The organism is Raskinella chloraquaticus (SeqCode), assembly GCF_021731865.1.
In the GTDB taxonomy this organism is placed as follows: Bacteria; Pseudomonadota; Alphaproteobacteria; order Rhizobiales; family UBA4765; genus Raskinella; species Raskinella chloraquaticus.
In genome coordinates this window covers 1-19,646 of record NZ_JAKFWN010000022.1, presented here as the reverse complement: position 1 = coordinate 19,646, position 19,646 = coordinate 1, and the positions used below count along the sequence as shown (strand labels likewise).

Here is a 19,646-nt window from a genome sequence, read left to right as displayed (position 1 = left end):
CGTCCGCCTAATGTGATCATCAGGGTCGCGCCACTATCATCGGGCAGTCACGGTGTGGCCACGAGGAGGATCATGCGGGCGTTTTCAGCCGGATTGACACTTATCTTTGGTCTCCATTGCCTCGCGATGACGCTTGCCGTGGCGGCGGAACCGGAATGGCGCCACGGCGTGTCGCTTACCGGCGCGCTCAAATACAAACCCGGTTTCGAAGCCTTTGACTACGTCAGGCGCGATGCGCCCAAGGGCGGAACCCTGCGGCTCAGCACAGCTGGCGCCTTCGATTCACTCAATTTCGTTATTCCCCGCGGCAATCCTGCCCCCGGCCTTGAAAGCTACGTCTACCAATCCTTGTTCGTCCATGGCCTCGACGAGCCGGTGTCAAGCTATGGCGAGCTTGCCGAGGCGGTGCGCTACCCGGATGATTTCGCGTTTGTCACGTTTCGTCTCAACCCGCAGGCGCGCTGGCATGACGGCAAGCCGGTCACCGTCGACGACGTGATCTTCTCCTTCAACGCCCAGGTCACGAATGATCCTTCGAAGCGGCTTTATTACCGCGACGTCGTCAAGGTCGAGAAAACCGGCAGCGAGGACGTGACGTTCACCTTCGGGCATCCCGGCAATCGCGAAGTGGCATCGATCCTGTCGCAGTTGCACATCCTGCCCAAGCATTGGTGGGAAGGAACCGACGCACAGGGACGCCGGCGCGACATCACCCAGACGACGCTCGAGCCGCCGCTTGGCTCAGGCCCCTACAAGGTGAAATCCATCGATCCGGGCCGCGCGATTGTCTATGAGCGGGTGAAGGATTGGTGGGGAGCCAAACAGCCGACCAATGTCGGGCGCTATAATTTCGACGAGCTGCGCATCAGCGTCTTTCGTGATTCGACTGTCGAACTCGAGGGGTTCAAGGCAGACGAGATCGACTGGCGCAGTGAGAACAGCGCGCTGCAATGGTCGACCCAATATAACTTCCCGGCGGTCCAGGACGGGCGGGTGGTGAAAGAAAACTTCCCCGAGCGGGCCTCCGGCCGCATGCAGGGATTTGCCTTCAACATCCGCAAGGCAAAATTTTCCGATCCCCGGGTCCGGCTTGCCTTCAACTACGCCTTCGATTTCGAGGAGGCGAACCGCTCGCTGTTCTACGGTCTTTACAAGCGGATCAATTCCTATTTCGAGGGCACGGATCTGGCGTCGAAAGACGTCCCTGCGGGGCTGGAGCGCGAGATTCTGGAGACGGTGCGCGGGCAGGTGCCTGACGAGGTGTTCACCACGCCCTACGCCAATCCGGTAGGCGGCACGGCGGAAAAGGCACGCGCCAATCTGCGCGAGGCCAATCGCCTGCTGGGTGAAGCGGGCTGGGTGATCAAGGACCGCAAACTGGTTCATTCGACGACCGGCGAGACGCTCAGCGCCGAATTTCTTATCAATTCACCCGCCTTCCAGCGCATCATCCTGCCTTACCAATCGGCGCTGGAACGTCTGGGCATCACGGTCACGATCCGCCAGGTGGATCCTTCGCAATATATCGCCCGCCTCAATAATCGTGATTTCGACATCATCGTCGGCGTCTGGCCGCAATCGCTGTCGCCGGGCAATGAGCAGCGCGATTTCTGGGGAAGCGAAGCGGCCGACCACGACAATTCCCGCAATTATATCGGGATAAAAAACACGGCGGTCGACAAGCTCGTCGACCGCGTCATTTTCGCCAGGGATCGCACCGAGCTTGAGGCGGCGACGCGGGCGCTTGACCGGGTATTGCTGTGGAATCAGTATGTGGTGCCGCAGTTCACCCGCTCCGACACATGGACGGCGCGCTGGGATCGGTTCGGCCGGCCCGACAAACTGCCGGCATATGGCAGCAGCGGCTTTCCCGACATCTGGTGGTTCGATGAGGCCAAGGCCAAACGCGTCGGTGGCAAGCCGTGAGCATGCCGCGTCTGACGCGCCGTGGTGCGCTCGCCCTGCCGGCGCTGGGTCTCATCCCGGCCCGGCGCTCCGAGGCGCAGGAGCCCGGTTTCAGCCATGGGTTGTCCGTGTTCGGCGAATTGAAGTACAGGCCGGACTTCCCCCATCTCGATTATGTGAACCCGCAAGCGCCCATCGGTGGCGTCTTTTCGCATATCCCGACGCAGGCCGGCTTCAACCAGAATTTCCAGACCTTCAATTCGCTCAACAGCTTCATCCTGCGTGGCGACGGGGCACTGCAGATGGAGCTGACTTTCGCCACGCTGATGGCGCGGGCCGAAGATGAGGCAGATACGCTTTACTGCCAGGCGGCGCGCGCGGTGCGCTATGACAGGGAGGGCCGGCGCCTCACCTTCCTGCTGCGCCCGGCTCTGACGTTCCATGATGGTTCACCGCTCACCATGCACGACGTTGCGTGGTCGCTGCGGACGCTGAAGGACAAGGGCCATCCGGTAATCGCTCAGGCGTTGCGCGATGTCGAGGAGATCATCGTCGAGGGCGATGACCGGTTGAGCCTGACGCTTGCTGCCACCGCCCCGCGCGATCTGGCCTTGACGGTCGCTTCCCTGCCGATTTTTTCGCGCGCCTATTACGCCAGCCGTGAATTTAACGAAACAACGATGGACGCACCGCTCGGGAGCGGGCCCTACAAGGTGCATCGCCTCGAACAGGGGCGCTTTATCGAATATGATCGCGTCGCGAACTGGTGGGGCTGGCAGGCGCCGGTGATGCGCGGGCGTTATAATTTCCAGCGCATCCGTGTCGATTACTTTCGTGACCGCTCGGTTGCTTTTGAAGCCTTCAAAGCCGGGCAGATTCTCTACCGCGAGGAATACACCTCGCGCGACTGGGCCACCGGTTATGATTTTCCGGCGATCCGCGAGGGCCGGGTGAAGCGCGAGGAAATCCCCGACGAGACGCCAACCGGTACACAGGGTTATTTCTTCAATATGCGCCGGCCGATCTTTGCCGATATCAGGGTGCGCCAGGCGGTCAGCCTCGCCTTCGATTTCGAGTTCACCAACCAGAATCTGTTTTACGGGCGCTACACCCGCAACCACTCCTTCTTCGAGAATTCACCGATGGCGGCGCGTGGCCTGCCGACGCCGGAGGAACTCGCCATCATGGAGCCGTTGCGCTCGCTGCTGCCCGAGGGCAGTTTTGCCGAAGCGGTCAGCCCCGGCGTTTCCGATGGCAGCGGCGCTGACCGCGTGCAATTGCGCAAGGCTGCCAATTTGTTGCGCGAGGCGGGGTTGAAGCTCGACAAGGGGCGCGCGGTTTTTGCCAATGGCGAGCAGCTTGGCTTTGAATTTCTCATCACCGATCCGACGTCCGAGCGCATCGCGCTACCTTATACCGAGAATTTGAAGCGGCTGGGGATCGATGCGCGCATCCGCCGTGTCGATCCGGCGCAATACCAGGCGCGCGTGAAGGATTATGATTTCGATATCGTCACGGTTCGCAACGGGATAGGTCTCACGCCAGGTGACGGGCTGCGGCGCCTGTTCTCCTCGATGGATGCGGATCAGCCGGGTTCGCAAAACCTCGCCGGCATCAAGAACAAGGGGGTCGATGGCCTGATCGAAAGAGCGCTTGCCGCGCCGACGCGCGAGGACCTCTACACGGCTTGCCGGGCACTTGACCGGGCGCTCAGGGCGCTTCAACCTTGGGTGCCGCAATGGTATCGCGCGACGCATTGGCTGGCCTATTGGGACATCTATGAGCGACCGTCGAATCGCCCCAAATACGGGCGAGGATCGATCGATACCTGGTGGCGCGATGCGGTAAAGGCATCCACACTCGGCAAAGGTGCGGTGGGAGACTGATGGCTGCCTATCTGTTGCGACGCCTGCTTCTGATCATTCCAACCCTGATTGGCATCATGCTGGTCTCGTTCGCCATCATCCAGTTCGCGCCGGGCGGACCGGTGGAGCAAATTCTTGCCAAGCTTTCGGGCGTCGACGTGTCGGCCACCTCGCGCATCGGTGGTGCATCAAGCGATCTCAGCGGCGGCGGCCTGCGCCCCGGCGGCGGCGACCAGTCCTCGGTGCCGGCACGCTATCGCGGCGCGCAGGGGCTTGACCCGCAATTCATCAAGCAGCTTGAAGCCCAGTTCGGTTTCGACAAACCGGCACCCGAGCGCTTCGGGCTGATGATCTGGAATTTCGCCCGCTTCGATTTCGGCAAGAGCTACTTCCGCGACACGCCGGTGCTGAAGCTGATCGCCGAAAAACTGCCGGTCTCGATGTCGCTTGGCCTGTGGATGACGCTGCTTACCTACGCCATCTCCATTCCGCTTGGCATCCGCAAGGCGCTCAAGGATGGTTCGGCCTTCGATGTATGGACGAGTGCCGTCATCGTCATCGGCTATGCCATACCGGGCTTTCTTTTCGCCATTTTGCTGATCGTGCTGTTTGCCGGCGGCTCCTTTTTCGACTGGTTTCCATTGCGCGGCCTGTGGTCGGACAATTGGGCGAACCTGCCCTGGTATGGCAAGGCCCTCGATTATATGTGGCATCTCGCCTTGCCGCTCACCGCCATGGCGATTGGCGCCTTCACGACGACGACGCTGCTGACCAAAAATTCCTTCCTCGATGAGATCCGCAAGCAATATGTGATGACAGCGCGGATGAAGGGACTTGATGATCGGCAGGTGCTCTATGGCCATGTCTTCCGCAACGCCATGCTCATCCTGATTGCCGGTTTTCCAGGCGCCTTCATCCACGCCTTCTTCACCGGGGCGCTGCTGATTGAAACCATCTTCTCGCTCGACGGGCTGGGGCTGCTTGGTTTTGAATCGGTGGTCAATCGCGACTATGCGGTAGTGTTTGCGACGCTTTACATCTTTTCGCTGCTCGGCCTCGTGGTGAACCTCATCTCCGACCTCACCTACACTTGGGTTGATCCGCGCATCGATTTCGACCGGCGCGAGGTCTAGGCGTGAACGACAGCACCCCCATGCCGCTCGCGGCCGCCACCCTCGCCACAAGCCGGCTGTCACCGCTCAACCGGCGCCGGCTCGCCAATTTCACCGCCAATCGCCGCGGTCTTTGGTCGCTGTGGATATTTCTCGTGCTCTTCGTCGTCACTGGCGTAGCCGAATTCATCGCCAATGACCGGCCGCTGATTGCCGTCTACAAGGGCGAATTGCTGTTTCCGGTGGTGATCGATTACCCGGAAGAGAAATTCGGCGGCTTTCTGGCCGTGACCGATTATCGTGACCCGGAAATCCGCCGCGAGATCACCGCGAACGGCTTCATGATCTGGCCGGTGATCCGCTACAATTATCGCACGGTTCGAACCGATGGCGGGCCGTTCCCGGCGAAACCCACCTGGCTGAAAAAAGACAATCCTGACTGCAGCGCAAGTGCGGAGGAAAAACGCCCGCTCGATTGCGCGCTTGGCAATTGGAACTGGCTTGGTACCGATGATCAGGGGCGCGATGTCGTGGCCCGCCTCATCTATGGTTTTCGTATCTCGGTTCTGTTTGGTCTGGTGCTGGCGAGCATATCCTCGGTGATCGGCGTGATGGCCGGCGCGGTGCAGGGTTATTTTGGCGGCATGGTCGACCTGCTCTTCCAGCGCTTCATCGAAATCTGGACATCGATCCCGGCGCTTTATCTGCTGATCATCCTTGCCGCCGTGATCGAGCCTAGCTTCTGGGTGCTGCTTGGCATCCTGCTGCTCTTTTCATGGGTAGCGCTGGTGGGCGTTGTCAGGGCGGAATTCCTGCGCGCGCGCAATTTCGAATATGTGCAGGCGGCCCGCGCCCTTGGCGTGTCAAACCCCACCATCATGTGGCGCCACGTGCTGCCGAACGCCATGGTAGCGACGCTGACCTTCATGCCGTTCATTCTCAACGGCTCGATCACGACGCTGACCTCGCTCGATTTTCTTGGCTTTGGCCTGCCGCCGGGCTCGCCCTCGCTTGGTGAATTGCTGGCGCAGGGCAAGGCCAATCTGCAGGCGCCATGGCTGGCCCTTACCGGATTTTCCGTCATCGCCCTGCTGCTCTCCCTTCTGATCTTTGTCGGCGAAGCCGTCCGTGACGCCTTCGACCCGAGGAAAGCGTTTCGATGAGCGACACCGCACCGCTGCTTGACGTCCGCGACCTGTCGGTTGCCTTTCATCAGGCAGGGCAGGCAAAACTTGCGGTCGACCGCATCTCGTTTTCCCTCACCCGAGGCGAGACGCTGGCGCTCGTTGGTGAATCGGGCTCCGGCAAATCGGTATCCGCCCTGTCGATCCCGGGCCTGTTGCCGCCATCCGCCAGCCATCCTTCAGGCGCCATCCTCTTCAAGGGGCAAGACCTCATCGGGCTTGACGAACCGGCATTGCGCAAGGTGCGCGGGCGCGCCATCACGATGGTGTTTCAGGAACCGATGACCTCGCTCAACCCGCTGCATACGGTTGAAAAGCAGGTGGCAGAAATTCTTCGTCTTCATCAGGGCCTGTCGGAGCGAGCCGCGCGCGCGCGGGTGATCGAGCTTCTCGATCAGGTTGGCATCCACGATCCCGAAAGCCGGTTGCTCAGCTATCCGCACCAGCTCTCGGGTGGCCAGCGCCAGCGCGTGATGATTGCCATGGCGCTTGCCAACAACCCCGATCTGCTGATTGCCGATGAGCCGACGACGGCGCTTGATGTCACGGTCCAGGCGCAGATCTTGCGCCTGCTGAAAGAGCTGCAGGGGCGGCTCGGGATGGCGATCCTGTTCATCACCCACGATCTTGGCATCGTGCGGCGCTTCGCCGACCGGGTGGCGGTGATGAGCCAGGGGCAAATCGTCGAGCAGGGTGATGTCGAAGAGGTGTTCCAGCGCCCGCAGCATGCCTATACGCGCCGCCTGATGGCGGCTGAACCGAAGGGCGAGCCACCGCTCCATGACGACAGCAAGCCGGTGGTGCTGCAGGCCAGCGACATCAAGGTGTGGTTTCCCATCCGGCGCGGCTTCTTCCGCTCCGTTGTCGGGCACATCAAGGCCGTCGATGGCATCGACATCACGGTGCGCGAAGGCCAGACGCTTGGCTTGGTCGGCGAATCAGGCTCAGGCAAGACGACGCTGGGGCTGGCATTGCTGCGGCTTATTTCCTCGCAGGGGCCGGTGGCATTCCTCGGCCAGGATATCGGCAAGCTGGGGAAAGCGGATCTGCGGAAGCTGCGGGCCGACATGCAGATCGTTTTCCAGGACCCCTATGGTTCGCTGTCGCCACGCCTGCCAGTTATCGACATCGTCGCCGAAGGCCTCGATGTGCATGCCGGCCGCCTCAGCCGCGAGGAACGGGCAGGCAAAGTGGCCCAGGCGCTCAAGGATGTCGGGCTTGAGCCGGCGATGATGGAACGTTACCCGCATGAATTCTCCGGCGGCCAGCGCCAGCGCATCGCCATTGCCCGCGCCATTGTGCTGGAGCCGCGGTTTGTTGTTCTCGATGAGCCGACGTCAGCGCTCGACATGAGCGTCCAGGCGCAGATTGTCGATCTGCTGCGCGACCTGCAGGAGCGGCGCAATCTCGCCTACCTCTTCATCAGTCATGATCTCAAAGTGGTAAAGGCGCTGGCCAATGACATCATCGTCATGCGCAACGGCAAAGTGGTCGAATCAGGACCCGCGAAGACTGTGTTTGCTGCGCCGCAGAGCGATTACACGCGTGCGCTCTTTGCGGCTGCCTTCGACATCGCGGTGGTAAATGAAAGCGCGGTGAACCAGTGAGCTGGCATCCTCGCAAAAGCGCAACATTTGTGTTGCCTCTCATCAGTCCGGCAGCGGCAGCAAAAGCCGACCGGGCCGGATTGGTCCGCACTGACTGTCTGCTGTCCGCGATGCTCGTGAACGGTGAGGCCCGGCGATGACGATGTTGTTGGCCATCACTGGCGGATCGGACGGGTGGGCGCCCGAGCGGTGGCGGGAGCGCCTGAGGCAACATCTGCCCGAGATGGATTTCGTCATTGCCGGAGTGGATGATTTTGATCCCGCCGCCATCCGCTATGCCGCCGTATGGAAGCCGACCAAGGGATATCTTGCCACGCTGCCCCGCCTGTCGCTTATCTTCAATCTCGGCGCCGGTGTTGACGCGGTGATGGCTGACCCGACGCTCCCTGATGTGCCACTGGTGCGGGTCGCAACCGATGATCTCACCAATCGCATGAGCGAGTATGTCCTCCTGCACGTGCTGATGGCACACCGGCGCCAGGCGCCGCTTGCCTCAGCGCAGAAGCGTCGGCAATGGGATGGGCGGCTGCAATGGGCGGCAAAGGATTTGCGTGTCGGCGTCATGGGACTTGGCGTCATCGGCACGGATGCGGTGCACAAGCTGGCAATGGTTGGCTTCAATGTCGCGGGGTGGAGCCGCACGCCGCGATCGGTGCCCGGCATCGCCTGTTTTGACGGCGCAGCGGGGCTCGATGATTTTCTTGCCCGCAGCGATGTCCTGGTTGTCCTGTTGCCGCTGACGGCGCAGACGCGCGGCATCGTTGACCGCGTTCTCCTGCGCAAACTGCCGCATGACGGGCCGCTTGGCGCACCTGTGCTCATCAATGCCGGGCGTGGCGGGTTGCAGATCGAGGACGATATCCTGGCGGCGCTTGATGATGGCACGCTCGGTCAGGCGACCCTTGATGTGTTCAATACCGAGCCACTGCCAAGTGATCATCCCTTGTGGTCGCATCCACGTGTCACCATCACCCCGCACAACGCCGCTGACAGTGACGCCGAGGCGATTGCCGCCTATATCGCCGCGCAGATCCGCTCCCATGAGTGCGGCGCGGCTCTCGCCAATGTGGTTGACCGCACGCGCGGTTATTAAAGGCGTTTGGCGACGGGCGCGGGATAGCCGGCAGCGCTGATGCGCTCCAACGCCTCCAGGCGGTCCTCGATCACCACTTTCATGTGGTGGGCATTGGCATGAAGAATGCGCTGCTCATCGTAGCAGAAGGCGACGTGACCGGGCCAGAACAGGAGATCGCCACGGCGCAAGGGAGTGCCGGGCGAAAGCGCTGTACCGAGCGCCTGCGACTGGGGACCTGAATCACGTGGCGCGTTACGCCCGGCCATCGCCAGCGAGAGTTGCACCAGCCCTGAACAATCAATGCCCCTGACTGATTTGCCGCCCCACAGATAGGGCGTGTGCAGCAGCGTTTCGGCGGTTGCGATCACATCGCTTACTGTTTCGTCCAGCGCCATGAGATGGTCAGCGATCAGATATTCGCCGCGCGTGCTGCGCGCATAGCGACCCTCATGGCCCTCGATTGCCAGTTCGGCGCCCAGCAGCATGTCTCCAAGCGCTGGCGTCTTGAAATCAGGATGGGCAAACAAGAGTGTGCGCGGCACCGCAACGCGATGGGTCATCATGCTGGCGGATGTTGTGAGCCCCTCGCCCGCAACATACCCCTCATAGGAATCCCGCGCGGAGCGCACGTGAAAATAGGCGCCACATTTGTCGAGAACGGCAATCGTTTCACCGCGCAGAAGCTGCGTCGACAGCATCGCGGCGGGTGAGGCAGATTGCCGTACATCAACCAGCGATTGCATAACCTGACGTGTGTCCATGCTCAACTCCTGCGGGCGACGTTCCTGGCGCGCTCCACAATGCTGTCTGCAAGTTTCTCAATCCATAACGCGCCCTTGACGGTGCGCTGGATGACGACATTGCGGCGATCATCCTCATCGCGCCGGCGTTGCACCAGATCGCGGGCGCCCATGGTATCGAGCGCACGGGTGATCACCGGCTTGGTGACGTCAAGCTTTTTGGCCAAACCACGCACGGTATGCGGTGGCGCCTCGAGATAGATGGTGAGCAGGATCACCATCTGGCGGGCGCTGAGATCGGTGTCATCACCATGCACGTGAGCCAGCATGACATCGTGCCACAGCTTCAATGCCGCGGAGGGGCGCAAATCCATCGCTTGATACAGCCTTTTATTTCGCTTTCGATACAATATCGACGAGCGATTGCCAAAACAAGCCTAGGCGATGGAGCCATAACGCCGGTACAGCACGTCATAGAGGGCGCGCACGCCCTGAACGTCACCGCCTTCCGGGCGACCGGGATTTGTCTGCGGCGACCAGCCATAGATATCGAGATGGACATGACATCGCGAGCGCTCGACAAAGCGGTCAAGGAACAGGGCGGCCAGCACCGAGCCGGCAAAACCCGATGTCGATACATTGTTGATATCGGCGATCTTTGAATCAAGCATCGAGCGATAAGGTTGCCACAGGGGCATCCGCCACAGCGGATCGCAGGTTCGCCCGGCGGCAGCGGCAAGCTCTCCGGCGATCTGTTCATCCTTCGTGTAGAAGGGCGGCAGATCAGGGCCCAGAGCAACACGTGCAGCCCCGGTGAGGGTGGCCATATCGATCAGCAATTCGGGTGCTTCCTCGTCAGCCAGTGTCAGCGCATCAGCAAGAATGAGCCGGCCCTCCGCATCGGTGTTGCCGATCTCGACATTGATCCCCTTGCGGCTTGGATAGATGTCGCTGGGGCGGAAGGACAGGCCCGAGACGGCATTTTCAACGCAAGGCAGGATGATGCGCAGGCGGACATTGAGCCGGCTTTCCATCACCAGCCGGGCAAGCGCCAGAACAGCGGCCGCGCCGCCCATATCCTTTTTCATCAGCAACATGTTGCTGGACGGCTTGAGATCAAGGCCACCGGTATCGAAGGCGACGCCCTTGCCAACCAGCGTCACCTTCGGCGCCGTCTCATCCCCCCAGCGCATATCAACCAGACAGGGCGGGCGCGAGGAACCTTTGCCGACGGCGTGGATCAGCGGAAAGCCGCGTTCCAGCAATTCGTCTGCGACGATAATTTCACTCGTGGCATTGTGTGTCTTCGCCAGAGCCACCGCCGCCGCCGCAATCTCTGCCGGCCCGAGCGCGTTGGCGGGCATGTTGATCAGATCGCGGCCGAAAGCCACCGCATCAGCGATCCGCCTCAGCTCGGCGCCCGCGACGTCGCGGGGAATTTTCAGGCGGCATGATTTGTTGCCCTGAGAGCTGCGATATGTGGTGAAGCGATAGCTGTGCAGCGCAAAGGACAGAGTGGCCAGCGCCGGATCATCGGCAGCATTCGCCATGTAATAATCACCTGGCGGGAGCAAGCCGGCAAGCAGGCCCGGCAAAAGCGGCGTGCGGAGCGCATGACCCTCCTCGCCCAATCCGAACAAAACGGATTGAATACGCCCGCCTGCTCCCGGCAGGAGGAGGTGGCGCCCCGCGTGCGGCTCAAACCCGGTATGGGTGATCCAATCCCTGGCCGAGGATGACATCACGGCCGTGACCTGAGCCAAGGTCTGGGGCGAGGCAAACCAGATCGGCACGGCCTGCGGCGGAAGGTGGTCGATGAGGCAGTCTGATGCGGGCACGGTCATCAACTTTCCTGTGAGTGATTGTGGCTAGATATTGCTGCGTGAAAGATGCACGGCGGGCAAGCCAAAATAAGCAATTTAACCAAACATTAGGGTTAACGCTTCAACAATGGCGGCATGAATGTCATGTCCCCTCCTGAACACCTCATGCTGAGCGCCGCCCATTCAGACCGGACCCGGGCAGCGAGGCTCGTCGCGTTTGGTCGTCGTCGCGGCCTTCTGGCCAGCGTTGCGCTGGCACTCGTTCTCACCGCCTGCTCGCCACGCGGCAACAGCACGCAAATCCGGCGCCCGGACATCGGCAGCCAGGCCGACGTCGTACAGGCCAGCCAGTACTGGAGCGAGCGTTTCAACGCCAATCCCGGCGACGAAAAGGCAGCCTATGCCTATTCACGTGCGCTCGCTGCGCAGGACCAGCGCGCGCAGACCGTCGCGGTTCTCCAGAAAGCCGTTCTTGCCAATGGCTCGTCGAATTTCCTGAAAGGAGAGCTTGGCAAGGCGATGGCGGCGAATGGCCAGTTCACCGAAGCGTTGAGTGTTCTTGCCCAGGCGCACAGCCCCGACCGGCCCGATTGGCGGTTGCTGTCAGCGCAAGGAGCTATTTATGATCAGATCGGGCGTGCCGAAACGGCGCGCGAGCATTATCAGTCCGCCCTTCTGATTGCCCCTGGCGAAGCGTCGGTTCTGTCTAATCTCGGCTTGAGCTACGCGCTGTCGGGTGATCTCAATGCTGCTGAAACCTATCTGCGGCAGGCAACCGCAACAAGCAAATCGGACGAGCGGGCGCGCCAGAACCTGGCGCTGGTGATTGGCTTGCAAGGGCGCTTTGACGAAGCCGAAATCATCGCCAAAAAAGATTTACCTCCCGAGCAGGCGGAGAAGAACATCTCGCTGCTGCGTGGTCTTCTGAAGCAGGCCAATACGTGGGAGACGATCCGCAATGGTGGCAAGGAGGTAACGGGCAGCAGCAGCGTGACCGGCGCCAAAGCGCCAGCACAGGCCAGCCGTCAGACTTCCGGACCTCTCAGCCTGCTGCAGCGCTAGACAGCCCCGCCTGGGTTCACCGCTCGACGATGGTTGGTCCAGCTATCGGGTCTTACTGATTCATGACGCGAATAACTGCCGGGCCCAAAATGACCACAAACAACACCGGCAGGAAGAACACGATCATCGGCACGGTGAGCTTCGGTGGCAGGGCCGCGGCCATTTTTTCCGCTTCAGACATGCGCATATCGCGATTTTCCTGAGCCATGACGCGCAGGGTCTGACCTAGAGATGTTCCATATTTCTCAGCCTGAATGAGCGCGAGGCTCACAGCCTTGACGCCGTCAAGCCCGGTGCGCTGGGCAAGATTTTCATAAGCCTGGCGGCGGTCCGGCAGATAGGACAGTTCTGCTGTCGTCAGCGACAACTCTTCGGCGAGCGGTACTGATGTGCTACCAATTTCGACAGCCACTTTACGGAAGGCGGCCTCGATGGCCATGCCGGATTCAACGCAAATGAGCAGCAGATCAAGCGCATCGGGAAAAGCGCGCTTGATGGTCTGCTGCCGTTTCTGGATGATATTTTTCAGGTACAGACCAGGCAATTGAAAGCCGATCCAGGTAGCCGCAATCGCCATGCCAAAGCGGATCAAGGGCGGCTGATTCACTTCCACGACGACAAACACGTAAAACAGCGTTGCCAGAAAGGCGATGGGCGGGAGTACCAGGCGGAAGAGGAGGAAGGTGAATAGCGGCGCCTGGCCGCGAAAGCCCGCCATCAACAATTGCTGCTTCATGTCGTTGGTACCGACATGCTTCACAAGCTCAAACTGCTCCACAAGTTGCCTGAGGAAGGCCTTCGGCTCATTACGCAGGCTCAGTTCGCGCTTCTCGCGGTTCATCTTCTCGCGTGAGCGCTGCCGCAGCCGGTCGCGTTCGGTGGCGACCGATTTCATGCGCGATTTCAGCTTGTCGTTCTGCAGGAACGGCATAGCGAGCGTCAGCACGGTGGCGATGGCGGCAATGAAGGCCAGCAATGCCAGCATAAAGCCGCGATCATAAATCAGGGCGACCAGGCGCTCGGCCATATCAAGCTTCCTTAAAAGTCGAAATTGATCATTTTACGCATGACGAGGATGCCCGCGAGCATCCACAGCACTGACCCGAACATCAACAGCTTGCCCTGCGATGTGGTCCACAAAAGCTGGATGTAATCGGGCGCGCTGAGATAGACCATGATGAGCACCAGAAACGGCAAGGAAGCGATGATCGCCGCCGACGCCTTGGCTTCCTGCGACATCGCATTGATCTTCGCTTTCATCTTTTTGCGATCACGCAGCACCTTGGACAGATTGCCGAGAATTTCAGAAAGATTGCCGCCCGAACGCTGCTGGACGGTGACAACGATCGAGAAGAAGTTCGTCTCGGGGATCGGCACGCGAGCAGCGAGCCCCTCAACTGCCTCCGCCAGCGGGATGCCCAATGTCTGGGTTTCGATCATCTTGCGGAACTCGCTCTTGACTGGCTCCTGCGCTTCCTGGGCGCAGATGCGAATGCAGTCGACGAGCGGCAGACCTGCCTTCACGCCACGCACAATCACGTCGATTGCATTGGGGAACTCGTCGATGAATTTGGAGAGGCGGCGGTTCTTGAGGAAATTGACCAGCCAGTTTGGAATGCCCAGACCAAAGACGAAGCCGACGGCAAGCGCAATCAACGGATTTTGGGCCACGATGAAAGTAGCGATGGCGCTAACAAGCGCCGCAACCCCCGAGCCGATGAAGTACCCGCGCTTGGTCCAGGAAAGACCTGCCTGCTCGAGCTTGATGTGAAGGGGGACATTTTTCGATGAGCGGTTGCGGCGCTCTTCGCTTTCCTTCAGCGTATCCTCGATCTGCTTGCGCCGCTGCGTAGGGTCGCCGCCCGCACGCGCGTCGACGCCGCGCCTGCCGTTAATCGCAGCGATCTTCTCGATGCGCTTGGCTCCGGCATGTTCACCGGAAAGGCGACCATAGAACAACACATAGGCGAGGCCGCCGCCACTGATGATACCCAGCATGGCGGCAAGGACCTGGCGCAGCAGCGGGTCGAGTACCATCTCCCTACCCCGCCCGCTTGCTGGCGTCGTCGGAGACTTCGGCCGCGTCAAGAGCGGCAGCAAGCTGCTTTTCAACTCCGTAATAGCGAGCGCGCTCCCAGAAGCGCGGCCGCCCGATGCCGGTCGAGCGGTGGCGCCCGATGATCTTGCCGTTGAGGTCCTCACCGATCAGCTCATAGAGAAACAGATCCTGGGTGATGATCACATCACCTTCCATGCCGACCACTTCGGTGATGTGGGTGATACGGCGCGACCCGTCACGCAGGCGCGCCGCCTGCACGATGACGTCGACCGAGCCAACGATAATCTCACGTACCGTCTTTGCCGGCAGGCTGAAGCCGCCCATCGCAATCATTGATTCCATGCGCGACAGGCATTCGCGCGGTGTATTGGCATGGATGGTGCCCATCGAGCCGTCATGACCGGTGTTCATGGCCTGGAGAAGATCGAACACTTCGGGGCCGCGGACCTCACCGACGATGATGCGTTCAGGGCGCATGCGCAGGCAGTTCTTGACGAGATCGCGCATCGTCACCTGCCCCTCGCCTTCGAGGTTGGGCGGGCGCGTTTCAAGGCGCACGACGTGGGGCTGCTGCAGCTGGAGCTCGGCTGCGTCCTCGCAGGTGATGATGCGCTCGTCATCGTCGATATAGCGCGTCAGACAGTTGAGCAGCGTCGTCTTGCCGGAACCCGTGCCGCCGGAAATGACGGTGTTGCAACGGACCTTGCCGATGATCTTGAGGATCTCGGCACCCTCGGGGGAAATCGACTGGTACTTGACCAGCTGATCGAGCGTCAGCTTGTCGCGTTTGAATTTGCGGATGGTGAGCGAGGGCCCGTCGATGGCCAGCGGCGGAACGATGACGTTGACGCGGCTGCCATCGGCCAGGCGCGCATCGCACATGGGTGAGCTTTCATCGACACGTCGTCCAACCTGGCTGACGATACGCTGGCAGATATTCAGAAGCTGACCATTGTCGCGGAACCGCACATTGGTCATCTGCACCTTGCCGGCAACTTCGATGAAGGTGCGGTTGGCGCCGTTCACCATGATGTCGGCAATATCGTCGCGCGCCAGCAACGGCTCCAGCGGGCCGTAGCCCAGAACGTCGTTGCAGATATCGCTGAGCAATTCCTCCTGCTCGGCAATCGACATCACGACGTTCTTGATGCCAACAATCTCGTTGACGATGTCGCGGATTTCCTCACGCGCTGCTTCGGTGTCAAGGCGCGCCAGCTGGGCAAGATCGATGGTGTCGATCAGAGCGGAAAAGATTGCTGTCTTGACGTCGTAATAATCGTCGGATTTGGCAGTTTCGCGCGGTGGTCCGCTCATCGGCACCGGGCCGCCGATCTCAATGGGCATATGCGTGGTCGGCGGTTTCGGCAGCGCTGACCCCGGCGGCGCAATCGGATTTGGCATGGGCGGACGCGCCAGCGCGCCCCCTGCCGAATCACTTGAACCACGTTTGCCGAACATAACTGCTACTCCGCTTTATCGCCTGTCTCAGGCCTTTTTTCTACCTGCCAGGAGGGCCTGGATCTGACCGACAAGTGGTAGGGAGAGATTGCCAAGCCGATTGCGTCCCTTGCCGGCGAGCGAGCGAGGTTCAATCAGTTCGGCGATCACCCGGATCGCATCGCTTGCCTTCGATGTTTTCTGCACTTCAGCGATCATCTGCCCGTTATTGGCCGCCAGTCCGAACAGGTTGGCGTCAAAGGGCACGGACGCCGCCAAGGGCAAATCGAGCGCACGGGCAAAATCATTGGGCTTGATCTCGGGGCGCTTCGGCATGCCGACCTGATTGAGCACCAACTTGGGCGCCGGGTCGTGCGGGCGGGCCTGACGAAGGAGATCGACCATGTTCTTGGCGTTGCGCAAATTCGACAATTCCGGCGCGCAGACAAGAATGATCTCATCACAGGCGATCAGCGTGCGGCGAATCCAGCCATTCCAGCCATGAGGCATGTCCAGTATCGTCACAGGCGCCGAAACGCGGACGAGATCGACGAGCTGCTCGAAGGAGCCTTCCGCAAAGTCATAGGTGCGATCAAGTGTCGAGGGCGCCGCCAGCAGGTGCAGATGCGGGCTGCAATTGCTGAGGAGACGGTCGAGCATGGTGGCATCAAGCCGGTCCGGCGCCAGTACCGCGTCGGCCACGCCCTGGGCGGGATCCTGATTGAAATTGAGATTGGCAGTGCCAAATGGCAGGTCGAGATCGGCGATGATGGTGTCGATCTTCATCGTGTTGGCGAGGCGTTCAGCGACGTTGTGGGCAAGCGTCGAGGCGCCCACACCCCCCTTGGCGCCGACAAAGGCGATGTTGCGGCCAATCGGCTTGGCGGCCGGATCAGCATAGATGTCGGAAATGATCTCGATGACGTCGAGGGGGGCGATCGGCACGACGGCATAATCGGCGATACCAAGCTGCGTCAGCTCGCGATAGAGCAGGATGTCATTCACATGACCGACGATAGCAACCCGCGTGGTCGGATCGCAGACGTCGGAAAAGGCCTGCAGGTCACGCAGTAATCCCTCGCGCCTTTCGGTGGTTTCGAGAATGACCAGATTGGGCGTTGGTGCATCGCGGTAAAATTCAACAGCTGCGGGAAGGCCCCCGGCCTGCACCTTGATGTGAACGCGCGCCAGGCGGCGGTCCTCTCTGGCTGTTTCGATAGCCGATTGCAGCTCGTGGGTTTCGCAGAATGCCTGAACGGTGATGCGCGGAATGGGACGGATGCCGCGACGCACCCGCGCCGGCCCGGTGGCGGCGCCCGGTTCGTCAAGCATGGCGTCATGCGCCATCTGCGCGTGAGCGGGGTTCATCTCAGCCTCCCTGGCCGATAGTGCTGGCGGTGCCGGCGTTCGGATTGCGGTAATTGGTCTTTGGATCCTCGCCCGTGCGATATTTCTCAAGGACGACGGCGCGACGCCCGCCGCTTGGCTTGTCAAGCGGACGCGGGCGCGACAGATCGTTGGGGTTGGCGATGATGGCGGCCAGATTGGTCTGGCCAGCGCAGCCGAAATTCTCCCATTGACGATTGAGAACGCTGCTGTTGAGGTCGTCGGACACGCGGCATGGATGGGGAACGGCAGCGGTGAGCCGGTTGTAGGTCAAAAGGATGGGTGGCGTCTCAACGGCTGCATCAGCGCGATAGGGTTTGATCACGATAGCGCTTTGCGACACACCAGACTGCTGGAGAATGGAGCGAACATCACGTGCCAGGCGCACAGCGTTGGTTTCATTGCTTGCCCCCGAGGGGACGGCTATCGCCAGACTGCCTTCGCCATCATTGCGGAAGGCCTGGGAAAAACCTTCGATCGCCGAGCGCTGCAGGCTGGTAATTGCAGGTGCGTAAGGACCAACGGCTACCGCCGCGCTCTGGGTCGAGCGGGTGAGCAGGATGGGGTGGCGCTTGTCATAGTCAACCGGTTGATCGAGCAGCGCCTTGAATTCGGGCGAGCGGGCACATCCGGCCACGCCCAGCGACAGCACTGCCATGATCAGGCAGGGCGCCATCGCCGCAAATTTACCAGGGTGAAAAGGCATGTCGGGAACTCCTTGCTCAGCCCATTACTCGTAGATGAAACCGAAATGACCCTTGGGTCGCTCGCCGTGAGCGAGCGGCCCCTTGACGCCATTGGCCTTGACCAGACGGTTGAAGATCGCCGCTTCCGGATCGCTCGCGTTGACGAAGCCATCGGTTGGCAGGGCGAAATCCTGCCGGGCGCCAGGATTGGCGATATAAGGTGTGATCAGCACGACAAGCTCGGTCTGGTTGTTGAGAAAGTCCTGACTGGAGAAAAGCGGGCCAAGGACCGGCAGGCGGCGCAGACCGGGAATGCCAACGACAGCCTTGCGGGTCGTGTCCTGGATGAGGCCGGCCAGAACGATCGTGCCACCGGAGGGCAATTCAACCGTTGATTCCGCCCGTCTTACCCTGAGGCCCGGAATGTTCAGGCCATTGAGGACGACGCCGTTCGACGGATCAAGCTCGGAGACTTCCGTTTTGGTGCGGATGGAAATGCGCCCCTCAGAGAGAACGATTGGCGTAAAGGCAAGCCCCACACCGAACTGCTTGAAGGTCACCGTGATATTGCCTTGCAGATCGCGCGAGGCCGGCACGGGGAATTCGCCACCGGCAAGGAAGCTTGCCTCCTCACCCGACACTGCGGTCAGCGATGGTTCGGCGAGCAATTTGGCCAGCCCGCTGTTTTCCAGAACGCGGAGCTGAATGAAGGTGTTGAGCCTGCCGCCAAGAATTCCGGTCAGCGTCGTACCGCTCGTCGACTGCGACCCGTTGACGGGGTAATTATTCTGCTCGTTGAACTGAAAGGTTGAGGGTCCAAACGTCCAGGTTCCCGCAAGATTGACGCCAAGCTGCTTGATCGCCGTGCGGTTCATTTCAGCGACCACGACTTTGAGATGGACCTGTTCCTTGCCAACGATGGTCAAGGCGTTGACGATGCGCGAACTGGATGCTGATGAGCCGGCGCTACCGCCGGGCGGGACCGACAGGCTGAGGCTGCTGGTACCGGTATTGTTCGAATTTGTGGCGGCGGCGGAAGGCTGCCGGCTGACGAACTGCTCGGACACATCAATCGCCGTCTTCACATCAGCCGCCGAATTCACCTGGCCGCTGACGATGACGTTCTCGCCAATGCCCTCAGCTTTGACGTTGGTATTGGGAAAGAGCCGGCGCAGCGTCGCATTGAGGCCATCAAGATCGCGCTCGACGATGACGTTGATGGTGGCGATCTGGTTGCCGGCGCCATCGAAGAAGAAGACGTTGGTCGAGCCGACGCCGGTGCCGATGACGAAGATGCGCTTGGCGGAGCGGACGATGGCGTTGGCGATGGCCGGGTTCGATACCAGGATATCCTTGGCGTCCTGATTGAGTTCGACAATGACCGATTTGCTGACGCCGATGCGCACTTCCCGCGCCGAATGACCAGCCGAGACGCGCACACTGCCATCGCCATCGTTGCCGCGCCGGGGGGCCGCGTCACTCGCGGTCATGACCAGCAAGGTGCTGGCAATCAGTGCCAGACGCTTCAGAGCGTGATGATGGAACATCGATAATTTCTCCAAGACCTTGCGGATCATTTGCCTGCCAACGGAACCTGGACGGTTACGCCATATCGAATGATGGTCATGCTGCCGCCGCGCTGCTGGATGTCGGCTGTTTCGCCGCCATCGCCCTGCGAAGCGGGGCCATCGGCCAGGCTGCGCAG

Annotated in this window: 16 protein-coding genes; 7 read left to right on the top strand and 9 right to left on the bottom strand. The window is 60.9% G+C overall.

Annotated elements, in window-relative coordinates; translation table 11 throughout:
• The first annotated feature begins 72 nt into the window (after positions 1 to 72).
• The 6 genes from ACINK1_RS07980 to ACINK1_RS07955 all read left to right on the top strand — a co-directional run bounded on the left by ACINK1_RS07980 (position 73) and on the right by ACINK1_RS07955 (position 8,766).
• Entirely contained in the window at positions 73 to 1,926 is a 1,854-nt protein-coding gene (locus ACINK1_RS07980; protein ID WP_376800042.1) for an extracellular solute-binding protein, read from the top strand.
• Positions 1,927 to 1,928: 2 nt separating this feature from the next.
• Positions 1,929 to 3,791, top strand: a complete 1,863-nt coding sequence (locus ACINK1_RS07975) for an extracellular solute-binding protein (protein WP_376800113.1) — start codon at positions 1,929 to 1,931, stop codon at positions 3,789 to 3,791.
• Positions 3,791 to 4,903, top strand: a complete 1,113-nt coding sequence (locus tag ACINK1_RS07970; protein ID WP_376800041.1) for a microcin C ABC transporter permease YejB — start codon at positions 3,791 to 3,793, stop codon at positions 4,901 to 4,903. The genes ACINK1_RS07975 and ACINK1_RS07970 overlap by 1 nt, the downstream gene beginning before the upstream one ends.
• A gap of 20 nt (positions 4,904 to 4,923) precedes the next feature.
• Complete coding sequence (locus ACINK1_RS07965) at positions 4,924 to 6,045, top strand: ABC transporter permease (protein WP_376800112.1); 1,122 nt, start codon at positions 4,924 to 4,926, stop codon at positions 6,043 to 6,045.
• Positions 6,042 to 7,673: an ABC transporter ATP-binding protein gene (locus ACINK1_RS07960; RefSeq protein WP_376800040.1), complete on the top strand. Its 1,632-nt coding sequence runs from the start codon at positions 6,042 to 6,044 to the stop codon at positions 7,671 to 7,673. Before ACINK1_RS07965 ends, ACINK1_RS07960 begins: the two co-directional genes overlap by 4 nt.
• A gap of 136 nt (positions 7,674 to 7,809) precedes the next feature.
• The gene (locus tag ACINK1_RS07955; protein ID WP_376800039.1) at positions 7,810 to 8,766 is read left to right on the top strand and encodes a glyoxylate/hydroxypyruvate reductase A; all 957 of its coding nucleotides are present in this window, start codon (positions 7,810 to 7,812) and stop codon (positions 8,764 to 8,766) included.
• Here the strand turns inward: ACINK1_RS07955 and ACINK1_RS07950 are convergent.
• The 3 genes from ACINK1_RS07950 to ACINK1_RS07940 all read right to left on the bottom strand — a co-directional run bounded on the left by ACINK1_RS07950 (position 8,763) and on the right by ACINK1_RS07940 (position 11,332).
• On the bottom strand, positions 8,763 to 9,509 hold the full coding sequence (locus ACINK1_RS07950; protein ID WP_376800038.1) for a C40 family peptidase: 747 nt from the start codon (positions 9,507 to 9,509) through the stop codon (positions 8,763 to 8,765). The genes ACINK1_RS07955 and ACINK1_RS07950 overlap by 4 nt on opposite strands.
• 2 nt (positions 9,510 to 9,511) lie before the next feature.
• The gene (locus ACINK1_RS07945) at positions 9,512 to 9,862 is read right to left on the bottom strand and encodes a MarR family transcriptional regulator (protein ID WP_376800037.1); all 351 of its coding nucleotides are present in this window, start codon (positions 9,860 to 9,862) and stop codon (positions 9,512 to 9,514) included.
• A 63-nt stretch (positions 9,863 to 9,925) separates the two neighbouring features.
• Positions 9,926 to 11,332 (bottom strand): M17 family metallopeptidase, encoded by a 1,407-nt coding sequence (locus ACINK1_RS07940; RefSeq protein WP_376800036.1) that lies wholly within the window; start codon positions 11,330 to 11,332, stop codon positions 9,926 to 9,928.
• A gap of 114 nt (positions 11,333 to 11,446) precedes the next feature.
• Here ACINK1_RS07940 and ACINK1_RS07935 point away from each other — a divergent pair, with 114 nt between their 5' ends.
• On the top strand, positions 11,447 to 12,373 hold the full coding sequence (locus tag ACINK1_RS07935) for a tetratricopeptide repeat protein (RefSeq protein ID WP_376803887.1): 927 nt from the start codon (positions 11,447 to 11,449) through the stop codon (positions 12,371 to 12,373).
• Positions 12,374 to 12,425: 52 nt separating this feature from the next.
• Here ACINK1_RS07935 and ACINK1_RS07930 read toward each other — a convergent pair whose 3' ends face one another.
• The 6 genes from ACINK1_RS07930 to ACINK1_RS07905 are packed head-to-tail and all read right to left on the bottom strand — an operon-like array spanning position 12,426 to position 19,518.
• Positions 12,426 to 13,400 carry a type II secretion system F family protein gene (locus ACINK1_RS07930; protein ID WP_376800034.1) on the bottom strand — a complete coding sequence of 325 codons (975 nt, stop codon included), beginning with the start codon at positions 13,398 to 13,400 and terminating at the stop codon, positions 12,426 to 12,428.
• An 11-nt stretch (positions 13,401 to 13,411) separates the two neighbouring features.
• Positions 13,412 to 14,410, bottom strand: coding sequence for a type II secretion system F family protein (locus ACINK1_RS07925; protein WP_376800033.1), 999 nt, complete (start codon positions 14,408 to 14,410; stop codon positions 13,412 to 13,414).
• Positions 14,411 to 14,414: 4 nt separating this feature from the next.
• Positions 14,415 to 15,890, bottom strand: a complete 1,476-nt coding sequence (locus tag ACINK1_RS07920) for a CpaF family protein (RefSeq protein WP_376800032.1) — start codon at positions 15,888 to 15,890, stop codon at positions 14,415 to 14,417.
• Positions 15,891 to 15,917: 27 nt separating this feature from the next.
• Positions 15,918 to 17,237 carry a CpaE family protein gene (locus tag ACINK1_RS07915; protein WP_376800031.1) on the bottom strand — a complete coding sequence of 440 codons (1,320 nt, stop codon included), beginning with the start codon at positions 17,235 to 17,237 and terminating at the stop codon, positions 15,918 to 15,920.
• A 1-nt stretch (position 17,238) separates the two neighbouring features.
• Positions 17,239 to 17,961: a CpaD family pilus assembly protein gene (locus tag ACINK1_RS07910; protein WP_376800030.1), complete on the bottom strand. Its 723-nt coding sequence runs from the start codon at positions 17,959 to 17,961 to the stop codon at positions 17,239 to 17,241.
• 24 nt (positions 17,962 to 17,985) lie between these two features.
• The gene (locus tag ACINK1_RS07905; protein ID WP_395760064.1) at positions 17,986 to 19,518 is read right to left on the bottom strand and encodes a type II and III secretion system protein family protein; all 1,533 of its coding nucleotides are present in this window, start codon (positions 19,516 to 19,518) and stop codon (positions 17,986 to 17,988) included.
• Between the last annotated feature and the right edge of the window lie 128 nt (positions 19,519 to 19,646).